This is a genomic window from Rhodococcus sp. NPDC019647, assembly GCF_044389235.1.
GTDB lineage: Bacteria > Actinomycetota > Actinomycetes > Mycobacteriales > Mycobacteriaceae > Rhodococcus_F > Rhodococcus_F oxybenzonivorans.
The window spans coordinates 111,018-125,326 of record NZ_JBIRXS010000006.1 but is presented as its reverse complement, the minus strand read 5'-3'; the positions used below and the strand labels follow the sequence as shown (position 1 = coordinate 125,326).

The window sequence follows — 14,309 nt, the reverse complement described above, 5'->3', positions numbered from 1 at the left end:
GTCACACCGTGGAGGAGACCGGTGACAGCGCCGGATCGTCCGCGGGCGGTTGCAGCACACCGTCGTGCACGAGTGAATCGATCTCGACTGTGCTCAGACCGAGCACTTCCTCGCAGATTTCCCGTGTCTGCGCACCCGCCAGCGGTGCCTGTCGCAGCGGCCAGTTCGGCAACGCCGCGAAGTGCGCCAACTGCTTCGCCGTCGGAAGCGGCGCCGGAAGCAGCTCGTGTTCGAGCTCGGTGTAGGCACCGCGCGCGGTCAGGTGCGGATTGATCAACAGGTCCGGGAGCCGGATCATCGCGCCGGTCGGTATCCCGGCGGCCTGCAACGTGTCCATCGCTTCGGTCGGCGTCTGCAGCAGCAACCACTGTGCCAGCACCTCGTCGGCCTCGGCCCGGTGCGCAATTCTGAGCTCGGCGGTGGCGAACCGCGGATCGTCGACGAGGTCGGGGCGTCGGAGCACCCCGCACAGCGCGACCCAGTCGGCGTCGTCGCGGACGGTGACAACACACCACTCGTCGTCGCCCGCACAGGGATACACCCCGGAGGGCGCCGAGTACGGATCGGAATTGCCCGGTGCGCTGATCGAGCCCGGCGCGAGGTGTTCGGCGACGAGCTGGTTGCCGAGTTGGACGATCGCGGTGTCGGCCTGGGCGACTTCGATGGCGGCACCGCGTCCAGTCTGCAGCCGGTGGATCAACGTGGCGAGAATGGTGGTGGCGGTAACCTGTCCGGCGATATGGTCGGGGTAGACGGTCGAGCCGTCACACAATCCGTCGGAAGTATCGGAGTATCGCCAGAGCGCCGAGACGCCGCAGGCTGCCCGAACCAACGGACCGTAGCCCAGTCGCTTGTTCCACGGTCCGACACTGCCGAAGGCGCTGCTCTCCGACACGATGATGCGCGGATTGATCGCGGCGAGCTCGTCGTACGACAGACCCATCGAAGCAAGGGTGCCGGGCTTGAAATTGGCGAGCACGATGTCCGCTTCCGCAGCCAGGCGCTTGAAGATGCGGATGCCTTCGGGGCTGCGCAGGTTGAGCCCGAGGCTGCGGCGATTGCGATGGCCCCAGGCGACGGATGCCGCCAGCGCAGCGCCACGCTTGGATTGGCGCAACCCGTCGGGGAACTGAGAGTTCTCGATCTTGATGACGTCGGCACCGTTGTCCGCGAACTGGCGCCCGAGCTCGGCACCGAACACCACGACACCCATATCGAGGACCCGAAGTCCCTCGAACGGTCGTGCACCCGGCTCGCGCTGTGGTGCGGGAATCGGAACGGGGGTGTCGGCCCCGGCCGAGCGGAGAACCAGATCGTTGTGTTCCCCGAGCTGTGGTGCACGGGAGCGCAAGCCGGCGCGTTCGCCGTTGATCTTCGCGTATCCGGACGGGACCCGAGCAGTGACACCGGGAGCGATTTCGGCGTCGACGAATGTACCGGACGCAGCGAAGTGCTCGGTGGTCAATACCTCGGCCACGGTGTTGAGGCCGCCGATCGGAATTCCGCGCGCAGCACCTTCCGCGACGAGGTCGTCGCGGGTGTACGTGCTGAAAAGCTGCTCGATGAGCGGATTGAGCCGCTCGGATGCGGCGAACCTGGCGGGAATGGTGTCGTACTTCGGATCCGCGAATTCTTCCGGCCGACCCAACCATTCGTACATCGCTTGCCACTGACGCTTCGCGAGCAGGCAGATTCGCACCTGCCCGTCGCCGCACCGATACACTGGGTAGAAGTTGGCCGCATCAGGTCGGCCCCGCGGGAAGTCCTCGGATCGACCCGCGGCGGCGGAGCCCTGCACACCGAAACCGGGGTCGAAACCGTGCACGATGACCTCGAACGCGGAGATGTCGACGAGCTGCCCGTGGCCGGTATGCAACCGGTCGTAATAGGCGAGCAGTGCGGACCACGCCGTATGCACACCCACCGATTCGTCGATCAGCCCGTTCGGCGGCAGCAGCGGGGCCTCCCCCGGCTCACCGGAGCGCGATAGCACACCGCTCAGTGCATAGAGGACCTGCTCGGTCGCCGCCCAGTCGCGATACGGACCGTTCTGACCGAAACCGGTGATCGACACGGCCACGAGCGCGGGATTGACGCGGCACAGGTCCGCAGCCCCCACCCCACGCCGGGCCAGAAAGCCCGGCGGGAACGACTCCAGGAGAATGTCCGAGCGCTGTGCCAGCAAGCGCAGCCGTTCCCGGTCGTCGTCCGTGTCGAGGTCGAGCACGATGCCGCGCTTGTTGGCGTTGCGCAGCGCGAACGGGATGCTCACACCGTCCCGTATCGGCTGGGCCGTGCGCGAGGCCGATCCTCCCGGAAGTTCGACGCGGACGATCTCGGCGCCGAGGTCGGCGAGAAACCGCCCCGCCGTGTCGCCGAATCCGTCCGTCAGCTCCAAAACCCGGACACCCTGCAGAGGTAGTGCCATCATGTGCTCCAAAGTGTGTGCTCGTCGCGGAATCCGTTGTGGTCAGCGAGTTCCGAAGTACACCGACTTCGAGGTGAAGTACGGTGCCAGTCCCTCCGGGCCGAGCTCGCGGCCCAGCCCGGACGACTTGACGCCACCGAACGGCGCGTCGAGGTCGAGGGCGTAGTAGTTCACTCCCACCGTGCCGCTGTGGATTCGAGCCGCCAGATCGAGACCGTGCTGCTCGTCCGTGGTCCAGACCGTGCCACCGAGGCCGTATTCGGAGTCGTTGGCGATGGCGACGGCCTCGTCTTCACCGTCGTACGCGCTGATGGTCAGCACCGGGCCGAAGATCTCTTCCTGCGCGATGCGGGCGGAATTGTCGACGCCGGCAAATACGGTCGGCTCGACGAACCACCCCTGCGGCTGCGCGGCGGGTGTGCCGCCGCCGGTGGTGATGCGATAGCCGGCGGCACGGCCGGCCTCGATGTAACCGAGCACGCGGTCACGCTGCGCGGCCGAGACGAGCGGACCGATCTCGGTGGCCTTGTCGAGCGGATCGCCGACGGTCAGTGCCCGCACGGTCTCGGTGACGGCGTCGACGACCTCGTCATACCGCGAGCGGGGGGCGAGGATCCGGGTGCTCGCGTGGCAGGTCTGACCGTTGTTCACCAGCGACACTTCGAGCATATTCTTGACGAACACGTCGAGATCGGCGCGCTCGGTGACGATCGCCGCGGACTTGCCGCCGAGCTCGAGAGTGACCGGACGCAACAACCGGCCGCACACTTCACCGATGGCGCGACCGGCCGCGGTGGAACCGGTGAACGCCACCTTGTCGACTCCCGGATGGGAAACCAGATAGGCGCCGGCGTCGCGGCCGGCCGGCACAACGTTGACCACGCCGTCGGGGAGACCGGCCTCGACCGCAGCCTCGGCGAACACGAACGCGTCGAGCGCCGTCTCGGGGGCGGGCTTGAGCACCACCGTGCACCCCGCCGCCAATGCGGGAGCCAGCTTCATCGCCGCAAGCGGTTGCGGGTAGTTCCACGGCGTGATGGCCGCGACCACACCCACCGGCTCGCGACGCACGACGGTGCGGCCACCGAAGGCGCTCGGCCGCACATCCTCGTTGGCCGCATCGCGAATCAGAGCTGCGTAGTACGCAATCATGGCTGCGGGGCCGAAACCGTTGACACCGCCCGAAAGGGCGATCGGCATACCGTTCTCCCGGCTCACCAGCCGGGAGGTGTCCCGCCCGCGTGACTTGAGGGCGGCAGCGAACTTGTCGAGCAGATCGGCCCGCTCGACGTTGGTCAGCGCACTCCACTGACCACTCAGTGCGGTGCGCGCGGCCGCGACGGCCGCATCGATGTCGGCTTCGGACGCCATCGCGGAGGTCCCCAGTACCTTCTCGGTGGCTGCCTCGATGACATCGACGGTGCCTCCGGACTTCGGTGCCACCCATCGGCCACCGATGAACAGCTCATTCCTGTCCGTGGCGTTGTCACCGCGTGTCGTGTCACGGTCGTTCATGTCATGCCTTTCGGAAAGGGGCGGTCACAGGGTCTCTTCGTGGCCGAACAGCACCGAACTCACCAGCGGTGCCATCGGGCCGCCGATGAACAGCGACGTCTTCGCGCCGTCCACCGGGTTGGTCGAGGTGCCGCGAATCTGCCTGACCGCCTCGACCGCCAGGTTCAGGCCGTTGATGAACGAATCGGCGAGGTTGCCACCGCTGGTGTTGACGGGCAGCTTGCCGTTCGGCGCGGTGAGGTTCTCGACGGTCATGAATGTGCCGGCAGCCTCGCCCGGCGGGCACAGACCGTGATCGATCAGCGCCGCCACGGCGGGGCCACTGAAGTTTTCGTACACCTGGACCACGTCCACGTCGTCCGGCCCGAGACCGGCTGCGGACCAGAGTCTTTCAGCGACTCCGGGCTTGCCGTTGTTGGCCGGGCCGAATCCGGCGCTCATGTACTGCTCACCGAGATCGTTGTCGATCAGTTCCGAGTATCCGCCCGGTGCACCTTGCGCGCCCGCGAGGAGATACGCCGGGTCGGGACGCAGGGTCTTGGCTCGCTCGGCCGAGACGAGCACCAGCGCGACCGCGCCATCGCTTTCCCGGGAGCAGTCGAACAGGTGGAAGGGCTCGGCGATCAACCGTGAGTTTTCGTAGGCCTCCTCGTCGAGGGGTCGTCCGTAGCCCTGCGCGGTGGGGTTCTTCTGCGCGTGCTGATACGACGCGAGGACGAGAGAACGCATGGCCGTGCGCGGCACTCCGCCGTGCTCGAGCATCCGTTGGGTGCGCATCGCGCAAATCTGTGCGGGCGAGCCGATGCCGTGGGCGAGAAAGTGACTGCCGTAGTGATACTTCGCGTATCCGAGCCGGCCCGTATCCGCCTGCGACATCGCGCGAAACACGACGACACAGTCTGCCTGGCCGGTGGCGATCGCGGTGGCCGCATTCGTGATGGCAGCTGCGACGCTGCCGCCGCCACCGCCCCACATCATGTTGGACCAACGCAGTTCGTCGATCAGCAATGCGCCGCCGATGATGGCACCGTCGTTGGCGCCACCCGCGTAGGAGACGAAACCGTCGATCTCGCGGGGGCTGATACCCGCGTCGGCACACGCTCGAAGAATGACCTCGAGGGTCATGCGCTTCTCGCTGTGCGGGGCTTCGCCGCGCTTGTAATGCTGTTCGGCGACGCCGACGACTGCCGCCGCGCCGCGCATGATGTTGGCGCTCATCCTTTTTCTCCTTCTGCGGTCGCGGCGCGACGCCAGCGCAGCAACGGCCAGGGGGCGCCCTCGGAGTGTTCGAAGACTCCGACGACCCGGTCGCCGATCTCGGGATTCGTGTCGATGTCGTCGGCGAGTATGCCCAGCACCCGTCGGCCGTCGGCGTGTGGCAGTTCCACCAGCACCGTCACGTACGGCAGCCGGTCGGCGTATTCGTCCATGTAGGGGTACCAGCTGCGGTTCCAGCTGTAGACGGTGCCGGACGGTTCGACGGTTTCCCATCCGAGGTCGAAGCTGTGGCAGTGACCGCAGATGGCCTGCGGACCCCAGATCCAGGTGCTGCATTCGTTGCAGCGCTGAAGGCGCAGCTCATCGACGCGCAGGCCGTCCCAGTACGGTCGATCGAGTCCGTCGGGTGTGGGGCCCCACGGTTCCGCGACGGGCTCTGTTGCGGTCATGCGTGTGCCTCCGTTCCGGTGGGGAAGTTCTCGAGCGCCGCGGCGAGCCAACGTCCGTCGTGCCGTTCCCAGATCGAGCGCAGCCCGATCGACCGGTCACCCATGTCATAGACGGTTTCACCGACCATTCGGTCGCCCTCGGCGCGCACATCCTTGATCTCGAAGCCTTGCGCGGCCTCCCGGGGGGTGTCGACTCCGTCGAAGACCTGCGGAATGTTCTCTCGCACCATGTCGGCGAGAGCGGCCTTCATGTTTCCGGCGACAACGTGGCCGACATGCTGTTCGTACAGTGCGCGAAAGTCTTCGACAGACATCTGGAAACTCCTCGATTTCGTGACACGTGTATGCCGTGTCCGTCAGTGCATTAACCTTATGGCATTAGATAAAAGGGCGTCAAGATCATGCGAAGCGGAAGTGCCCCTCTTCGGAGATCGAAACCTGCTGACCGGCAATATCGACCTCGGCGAGGGTGACGAGATCCTCGGCGTCCGTGCTGACCGCAAGGGTCCGCTCCCCCGTCGCGGTGCGGGCCGCGAGGAAACCGCGCTCCGGGGAGCCGTCGCGGCCGTACACCACAGTCCACGATTCCGCCGACGCCCTGCCTGTGTAGGACAACAGCGCTCTCGTCGTGCGCTGCGCATCGACCTCGGCCTGCACGTCCAGACGCTTGAACCCGCCGACGGGAGGTTCGGTCCGGTACACGCCCATGGCGTGCTTGGTGAGGTAACCACTGTTGGCGGTCACCAAACCGTACGATCCCGGAGATTCGCGCAACCGCGTCGCCATCGTCGCAATCGAGTGGCTGACATAGTTGTTCCACGGCCCACCGCCGAACGTCAGGCCACCGGTCACCGTCAGCGGCCGGCCGGGATCATCGAGCGCGAGCCCCAACTCCTTCGCTGCGACCTGCACCGCCGACGGGAAGCACGAGTACACGTCGACGTAGGCAACCTCGTCCAGTCCGATACCGGCGAGATCGAGGGCCCGCGCCCCGGCGATGCGTATTGCCGGGGAGCCGTCGAGCGCCTCGCGTTCGGCGATCGCGTACGTATCGTGTGATTCGGTGCCGGACTGCGGAAACACCCACTTCTCCTGCGGGATACCAAGTCGGGTCGCGGTCTCGACCGAGCACATCAGCAGCACCGCGCTCTGATCAACCATGTTGTTCGAATTGAGCAGCTTGGTATAGGGCGTGGAGATCATCCGGTTGTCGGGCGACGGCGTCGAGATCTCCGCAGCGGTGTATTCACGCTGCACCCACGCGTTCGGATTCGTCGCCGCGATCTTGCTGAACCGCGACCACAACCCGCCGACGACCTCCCGATGCTCCTCGAGTGAACGTCCCGCCGATACCCGCAGCGCCTGTTCGAACAGCGGATAGACATACGAGGGCCGATCCAGACCGATGCGGCGTTCACTCTCTGCCGCCATCGGCACGTCCGTGACCAGGATGTCAGCGGCGGGTACCGACTCGTCCTGCACCGTCCAGTCGGGGCGCAGCTTCTGTGCCCGCAACTTGGTGCGGGTCCGCCACGATTCGGCGCCGCCGATGAGCACGACATCGGATCGCCCGGCGGCGATGTCCTCGGCAGCCCCGTTGACGAGCACCTGCGGCGTGCTTCCGCCGTTACCGGAGTAACCGGTGTGTCGCACGGTCGCGCCGATCCGCGCACCCACGAGCGCGCCCGGATCCCGGTAACGCCAGGACAGCAGCCCGACCACCCGGACCGAATCGACGAGTTCGAGCAGGCGCGTCGATCCCGCGTCGGCAGCTGCTGCCCGCGCCGCGCGCACCATCAGATCGACGGGCTCCACGCCGCCCTGGCGTTCGCTGGTCTGGCCGGTACCGACCAGGACCGGGGTTCTCGGGTCCAGGGTCGTTCTCGACTGCAGGGTCACGACTGCACCGCCGCGAGGATGCGCTCACGGTTCTCCGGCTTGGGCCACCCACCGAGAATGAGAGTGGTCAGACACGTGTTCTTCCACTTGTTTTCGATCTCTTCGATGATCTTGTCCGCGGGACCGATCAACGCGACATCTTCGACCATCGCGGTGGGAACGGCCTGGGCCGCAAGGTCGGGCCGACCGCTCAGGTACAGCTCCTGGATTTCGGCGCAGACCTCGCCCCAACCCATGCGCGCGAACACGTCGTTGTGGAAATTGGCGCCCTTGGCGCCCATGCCGCCGGCATACAACGCGACCGTCGGCTTGAGCCGGGAGGCGGCCTTTTCCACGTCGTCGTTCTCGACGAGCCAGCACACGTTCGCGATCTCGAAGTCCTCGGCGGTGCGGCGTGCTCCGTCCCGTGCGAAGCCTTCGGCCAGTGCCTTGCGGTAGAACTCGTCGCTCTTGGGCGAGAACCACAGCGGCGTCCAGCCATCAGCGATTTCGGCGGCCAACGCCACGTTCTTCGGGCCCTCGGCGCCCATGTAGACCGGGATATCGCCCCGCAGGGGATGAACGATCGACTTCAGTGGCTTACCCAAGCCGGAACCGCCCTCGACGGGAAGCTGGTAATGCCGCCCGGAGTAGGTCACCGGCTTCTCGCGCGCCCACACCTGCCGCATGATCTCGATGTACTCGCGGGTGCGTTCGAGGGGCCGCGGGTAGGGCTGCCCGTACCAGCCCTCGACGACCTGCGGTCCGGATGCACCGATCCCGATGATCACGCGGCCACCGCTGAGATGATCGAGAGTCAGCGCGGCCATTGCCAGCGCCGTCGGAGTGCGCGCCGACATCTGGCACACCGAAGTACCGAGCTTGATCGTCGAGGTCTGCGCTCCCCACCACGCGAGCGGTGTCAGTGCGTCGGAGCCGTAGGTCTCGGCGGTCCAGAAACTGTCGACGCCGAGGGCCTCGGCCTCGGCGAGCATTCTTTCGACATTGCGGGGCGGGCCCGATCCCCAATATCCTGCGGCGATTCCCACTCTCATACTTTTACTCACTGTTTCTCTGTGTGCCGTCGAATCGGTCGGAATGTGGTCAGTGGTTCTGGAACTCGGGCGGGCGCTTTTCGAGGAACGAAACGACGGCCTCCCTGTGATCGCGCGTCAACGAGCTGAGGATCTGGGTGCGGTTCTCGAGGTCGATGGCGGCGCGCATGCTGGGAACCTCCAGGTTCGACCACATGACTTCCTTGGTCATCCAGACCCCGAACGGACTGTTCTGCGCGATGGCCTCGGCGGTGTCCAGTGCCACCTCGAGCACCGTGTCTGCGGGTTCGACGGACGAGGCGAGACCGATGCGTTCGGCCTCGGCGGCGTCGATGGACCGGCCGGTGAGCATGATCTGCGCCGCCCGGGAGAAGCCGATCATGCGGGGCAGGAGCCAGCTCATTCCGATGTCGCAATTCGACAGGCCGCGGCGGATGAACGCGGCGTGCAGTACCGCCGTCTCGGACATGATGCGAATGTCCGCCATGAGGGCGAGCGACATGCCGCCGCCGGCTGCCGCGCCGTTGACGGCCGCGATGATCGGCGCGCGGGTGCTGCGGAATGCGTCGACGAGGCCGGCGATGTGCTTCTGCACCCGCAGTCCGAGTTGGGCCCGGCCCTCACCCTCGGTTGCGCCCGGCGGTGTGCCGTATCCGCGAAGGTCGAGACCTGCACAGAAGGCACGGCCTTCACCGGTGAGCACGATCGCGCGGGTGAGCGAATCATCGCGCACCTCGGCGAGCACCTCGTGCAACTCCTCGATGAGGTCGACGTTCATGGCATTGAGCTCGTCCGGGCGATTGAGCCGGATCAGCAGAATGCCCGGCCGCGGCCGCTCGATCAGAATCAGTTTCGCGTCGGACATAGTGCTCTCCCAGGGACGAGGTACTCGACAGACGCAGACTAATGGTTTTAGATTAAAAGCTCAAGGAACCGAGCCCGGAACACAACCGAAGGAGTCCACGATGACGAACCTCGACGGCAAGGTCGCCGTGGTGACAGGAGCCGCGAGCGGAATCGGCGCAGCCACCGCCCGCACGTTCGCCGAACGCGGAGCCCGCGTCGTCGTGGCCGATATCGACGACCCGCGGGGCCAGGCCGTCGCCGCCGGTCTCGGCGACCGTGGCGCCTACCTGCACACCGATGTACGCAACGAGGCCGACGTCGAGGCCGCGGTCGCACTGGCCGTCGATCGGTTCGGCCGGCTCGACTGCATGGTCAACAACGCCGGCCGGGTGGGCGCGTGGACCTTCCTCGAGGACACATCGCTCGACGAGTGGGAGAACGGGTTCGCGATGCTCGCTCGCAGTGCGTTCCTCGGGACCAAGCATGCCGCGCGCGTGATGCGCGATCAGGGGTCGGGCAGCATCGTCAATGTGTCGAGCGTGGCAGGCGTCCGTACCGGTTTCGGACCGCACCCGTACAGCGCCGCGAAAGCCGCAGTGCTGCAACTGACCCGGACCGCCGCCGTGGAGCTGGCCGAATACCGGATCCGAGTCAACGCACTGATCCCCGGAGGTGTCGCCACCCGCATAGTGGGCCACGGCGCCGGCCTCGAGGACGACGCGCTCGACCGCAGCGTCGATGCCGTGCGGCTCAGCCTGACCAACTTCCAGCCCATTCCCCGCGCCGGTGAGCCGGAAGACCTCGCGCACGCCGCCGCCTACCTCGCCTCCGACGACTCCACGTTCGTCACCGGACAGTCCCTCGGGGTCGACGGTGGGTTGACACTGGGCAAGAAGTGGCCGTCCAACTACCGGGAAGAGGCGAAGGCTGCGTCGGCGTTGCTCCGATAGACAATTCTAAAGAGAGTAGGTTAATGTGGTCTGCGTCACTACATGATTCGGGCACTTCGCCCAGCACTCACAACGCGAGGTTTCGCATGACCGAACGTACGACCACAGCTGCGGAAATCTCCGTGGATGCAGACTCCGGACCCTCCCGCGCGGACTCACGACGCGCAAGTCGCGCCGCCTTCGTCGGTACCCTGCTCGAATATTACGACTTCAGCCTCTACGCCTCGGCCGCGTCGGTGGTCTTCGCCTCCGTGTTCTTTACCGGCTCGAGCCCCCTATTGGGGACGCTGCAGGCGGTCGCTACCTTCGCGGTCGGATTCTTGGTCCGTCCGGTGGGCGGGGTGATCCTCGGCAGCCTCGGCGACCGCATCGGCCGAAAACGAATACTCGTCTTCACCCTCGTCCTGATGGGTGTCGCTACGCTGCTCGTCGGCCTGCTGCCGAGTTACGCCCAGATCGGCTGGCTCGCACCGGCTCTGCTGGTGTTCCTCAGAATCCTGCAGGGCATCGGCGCCAGCGGTGAGTACGGCGGCGCAGCTCTGGTCGCCGTCGAGTTCTCACCCGCGAAGAAGAAGGGATTGATGGGCTCCTTGCCCGGCATGGGTGCGGCGCTCGGCGGCGTGCTCGGCACGCTGTCTCTGCTGACGGTCTCATCCCTGATGTCGCAGGAAAGTTTCCTCGCCTGGGGCTGGCGTATTCCATTCCTGTGCAGCGTCGTCATCCTCGCCTACGGCCTGTGGTTGCGCCGCAGCCTGCCCGAAACCCCCGCATTCCGGGCGATCGAGGAGAGCAACACGGTCTCGAAAAATCCGCTCTTCGACGTGATCCGGCAGCAGCCGCGCGCACTTCTGACCGTGCTCGTGATGACCATCGGTCAGACCGGCATCGGCTACTTCTACATCGTGTTCATGGGCACCTTCGGCAAGAATCAGCTGGGTTTCGGCGGAACCGAAGTGCTCGTCGGCCTGATCGCCGCGCAGCTCGCGAATGCCATTCTGATCCCGATGTTCGGTTCCCTGTCGGACCGGGTCGGCCGAGCACCGGTGATCATGTTCGGATTCCTGTACAGCGCCGTGTTCGCCTGGGTCGGCATCTCTCTGTTGTCGGGCGTCGGAACACCCCCGCTGCTGTACTGGGTGGTCATGGCGGCAGGCAACGGCATCGGGGTCGCCGCCATCTTCGGCCCGATGGGTGCCTACGTCATCGAGCTGTTCCACACGCAGCACGCCTACAGCGGCCTCGGCCTCGGCCGTGAGGCCGGCAACGCTCTCGGCGCGGCGTTCGTTCCGGTCATCGCGGTCGCCTTGGCATTCGACGACACCACGGTGTGGCTCAGCCTCCTGATCTGCGTGGTCTCGCTGCTCGGATTCGGGGCAACCGTCCTGTCCCGTTCCCGCTCGTCGTCCGGGGTGAAGCGGGACGACGACAGAACGCCGGTCACTGCTTAGCGACATCACCACTCGAGGTACGGGCTCCGATCCACCGGATCGGAGCCCGTTTCGCATTCCGGGAGGGAATGGCCAGACAGCAAGAAACCGCCCACCGGACTGGCTCTGCCGGTGGGCGGTCTCAGCTGTATTGGACGGTCACACCCCGACGGGGCCACCTCGCCACACACCGATCTCCTCACCGGAGACGTCGGCGGCGTTGTCGCTCACCAGGAACGAGATGGTGGAGGCGATCGATTCGGGCGGAATGGAGGGCCAGTGCTTGGTCAGGGCTTCGACCCCCGCCTCGCCCCCCGACGCCACGATGTCGGTAGCGACGAAGCCCGGCATCACACAGTTGACCGTGATCCCGCGACGGGCAACCTCGAGTGCCATCGACTTGGCCATTCCCACCAGCCCGGCCTTGGCCGCGGAGTAGGCGCTCATCCCGGGGGACGGGCGCCTCCCTCCAGACGGGCTGTTGACGAAGATGACTCGGCCCCAACCGGCTTCGTACATCGCGGGTAGCGCGAAGTGGGTGCAGTAGAACGCACCATTGAGGTTGACTGCGATCACTTCGTCGAAATCTTCCGGGCTCTGCTTCCGGGCCGCCCCGGCCTTGTTCATGCCCGCGTTGTTGACCACCACGGTGGGGGCGCCCAATTGGACGGTGGTGTCGGCGATGAGCCGCTCGGCCTCGGCGGCCTGTGAAATGTCGGCTCGGATCGCCACAGCACGTCCACCGTCCGCGACTATCTTTGCGACCACTTCCTCGGCATCGCGCGCACTCCGCGAGTAATTCACCGCAACAGCGAATCCGTCGGCGGCAAGTCGGCTCGAGATGGCCGCGCCGATTCCGCGGCCACCACCGGTGACCACAGCGACCTTGGGGAAGTCCACGGCTCGATCACCGAACCTTGTCGTAGTTGTCGGGCACATCCGCGAAGGCGTCGCGCAGCTGGCGCTTGGCGATCTTCCCGCTGGGCATCCGGGGCAGGGGCTCGTCCATGAAGACGATGTACCGGGGCACCTTGTAGTCGGCGAGCCGCTCATTGCAGAATCCGACCACTTCGGATTCCTTCATCTCGGTGGTGGTCCGGACCAGCGCGGCCGGGGTCTCCCCGAACTTGGCGTCGGGAACGCTGATCACCGCGACCTCCTCGACCCCGGGCATCTGATTGATGACGGCTTCGATCTCGGCGGGTGAAATGTTCAGGCCACCGGAGATGATCATGTCCTTGAGGCGGTCGACGAACGTGAGGTAGCCGTTCTCGTCGAGCTTGCCGAGGTCACCGGTCTGGAGCCAGCCGTCGATCAGAGCCGATCGGGTCGCGTCCTCGTTGCGCCAGTATCCCGGCATCATGCCCGGGCCGCGCAACAGAATCTGCCCGGTTTCGTTGGGGGGAAGGTCATTTCCCTCGGCATCGACAACGCGAATCTTGGTGAAGATGCCACCCCAGCCGCACTTGTCGGGATGCTCGGCCGCCTCTTCGCGCGGCATCGCGGTCGCTGATCCGCCGATCTCGGTCTGACCGTAGATCTGTCGCAGTGACACACCTTGGGCTTGCCATTTGTGCAGCAGGTCGACGGGTACGCGTGCGCCACCGACGTGTGCTGTGACCATGTGGCTCAGATCCGCGTCGGTGAATCCGGGCGCTTTCGCGATTTGCTCGAAGAGGATCGGCGGGCCCGTCAGGGTGTTGGCCTTGTCCTCGGCCAGGATGCGCAGCGCCTTCGCCGGGTCGAAACCTGGCTGCAGGAACAGGGTTCCGCCGTGAAGGACGACGCGCGAAATACCCCAGATGATGCCGGCAGCGGTAAACAGGGGCAGCACCAGCACCGGGCGCAGGTTGTTCGGCTGAATCGGTTCCATCAAATGCCATTCGTGCATTTCGCCGGCGACGGTGGCGTGGGTGAAGATCACGCCTTTCGGCTTGCCGGTGGTGCCGCTGGTGAACACGATGGCTGTCGGAGTGTCGAGATCGACGACGGGGGTCCGGTATTTCGCATGATCGCTGCCGCGCAGCGGACGCACATCCTTCTCGAACACTGCGATCGAGAACGTGTTGCGTGTCTGCTGGACTTCTTCGAGGCGCGGTCGCAGCGCCTCCTCGCAGTAGACGACGGTGGGTTCACAGTCTTCGACGAGGGCGGTGAGCTCGCCGGCGAGCATGCGCTGGTTGAAACCGACCGCGATGGCGCCGACCTTCATGGCACCGAGCGAGGCCACCGCCCACTCGAGGCTGTTGGCACCGAGGAAGCTCACCCGATCGCCGGGCACGACACCACGCGAGGCGAGATCGTGGGCGACGCCGTCGGCCCATGCGGCCAGCTCTGCGTAGGTGACGGCGTCGCCGTCGAAGTCGATCGCGGTCAGATCCGGCTTCGACCGGGACCAGTAGGTCAAAGCGTCTACAACAGTGCCGCTCATGTAAGCCTCCAAGAGTTGTCATCGATCGCGGGGGTGCTCGGCGGCGAGCACGGCGGACCGTGCTGTGTCTTCGGCCTCCCGGAGAGAGCCGTACGTCACATCCGCATGTTAA

General features: G+C 66.0%; 12 protein-coding genes. 2 read left to right on the top strand and 10 right to left on the bottom strand.

Annotated elements, in window-relative coordinates; translation table 11 throughout:
• Window position 1: 1 nt before the first annotated feature.
• The 8 genes from ACH49N_RS14850 to ACH49N_RS14815 all read right to left on the bottom strand — a co-directional run bounded on the left by ACH49N_RS14850 (window position 2) and on the right by ACH49N_RS14815 (window position 9,408).
• Complete coding sequence (locus ACH49N_RS14850; RefSeq protein ID WP_358273133.1) at window positions 2-2,431, bottom strand: CoA transferase; 2,430 nt, start codon at window positions 2,429-2,431, stop codon at window positions 2-4.
• 39 nt (window positions 2,432-2,470) lie between these two features.
• A complete protein-coding gene (locus ACH49N_RS14845) occupies window positions 2,471-3,943 on the bottom strand; it encodes an aldehyde dehydrogenase (RefSeq protein WP_358273135.1) in 1,473 nt (490 codons plus the stop codon).
• A 24-nt stretch (window positions 3,944-3,967) separates the two neighbouring features.
• The gene (locus ACH49N_RS14840; protein WP_358273137.1) at window positions 3,968-5,161 is read right to left on the bottom strand and encodes a thiolase C-terminal domain-containing protein; all 1,194 of its coding nucleotides are present in this window, start codon (window positions 5,159-5,161) and stop codon (window positions 3,968-3,970) included.
• A complete protein-coding gene (locus tag ACH49N_RS14835) occupies window positions 5,158-5,610 on the bottom strand; it encodes a zinc ribbon domain-containing protein (protein ID WP_358273139.1) in 453 nt (150 codons plus the stop codon). Before ACH49N_RS14835 ends, ACH49N_RS14840 begins: the two co-directional genes overlap by 4 nt.
• Entirely contained in the window at window positions 5,607-5,924 is a 318-nt protein-coding gene (locus ACH49N_RS14830; RefSeq protein ID WP_141469845.1) for a hypothetical protein, read from the bottom strand. Before ACH49N_RS14830 ends, ACH49N_RS14835 begins: the two co-directional genes overlap by 4 nt.
• Before the next feature lie 85 nt (window positions 5,925-6,009).
• The gene (locus tag ACH49N_RS14825; protein ID WP_358273141.1) at window positions 6,010-7,509 is read right to left on the bottom strand and encodes an acetyl-CoA acetyltransferase; all 1,500 of its coding nucleotides are present in this window, start codon (window positions 7,507-7,509) and stop codon (window positions 6,010-6,012) included.
• Window positions 7,506-8,543 (bottom strand): LLM class F420-dependent oxidoreductase, encoded by a 1,038-nt coding sequence (locus tag ACH49N_RS14820; RefSeq protein ID WP_358273142.1) that lies wholly within the window; start codon window positions 8,541-8,543, stop codon window positions 7,506-7,508. The genes ACH49N_RS14825 and ACH49N_RS14820 overlap by 4 nt, the downstream gene beginning before the upstream one ends.
• Window positions 8,544-8,592: 49 nt before the next feature.
• Window positions 8,593-9,408, bottom strand: coding sequence for an enoyl-CoA hydratase/isomerase family protein (locus ACH49N_RS14815; RefSeq protein WP_141469842.1), 816 nt, complete (start codon window positions 9,406-9,408; stop codon window positions 8,593-8,595).
• Window positions 9,409-9,508: 100 nt separating this feature from the next.
• Here ACH49N_RS14815 and ACH49N_RS14810 point away from each other — a divergent pair, with 100 nt between their 5' ends.
• Entirely contained in the window at window positions 9,509-10,339 is an 831-nt protein-coding gene (locus ACH49N_RS14810) for an SDR family oxidoreductase (RefSeq protein WP_159923818.1), read from the top strand.
• An 86-nt stretch (window positions 10,340-10,425) separates the two neighbouring features.
• Entirely contained in the window at window positions 10,426-11,787 is a 1,362-nt protein-coding gene (locus tag ACH49N_RS14805) for an MFS transporter (protein WP_358273144.1), read from the top strand.
• Window positions 11,788-11,925: 138 nt separating this feature from the next.
• Here ACH49N_RS14805 and ACH49N_RS14800 read toward each other — a convergent pair whose 3' ends face one another.
• On the bottom strand, window positions 11,926-12,666 hold the full coding sequence (locus ACH49N_RS14800; protein WP_358273146.1) for an SDR family NAD(P)-dependent oxidoreductase: 741 nt from the start codon (window positions 12,664-12,666) through the stop codon (window positions 11,926-11,928).
• A 7-nt stretch (window positions 12,667-12,673) separates the two neighbouring features.
• Window positions 12,674-14,197: an AMP-binding protein gene (locus ACH49N_RS14795; RefSeq protein WP_358273147.1), complete on the bottom strand. Its 1,524-nt coding sequence runs from the start codon at window positions 14,195-14,197 to the stop codon at window positions 12,674-12,676.
• Between the last annotated feature and the right edge of the window lie 112 nt (window positions 14,198-14,309).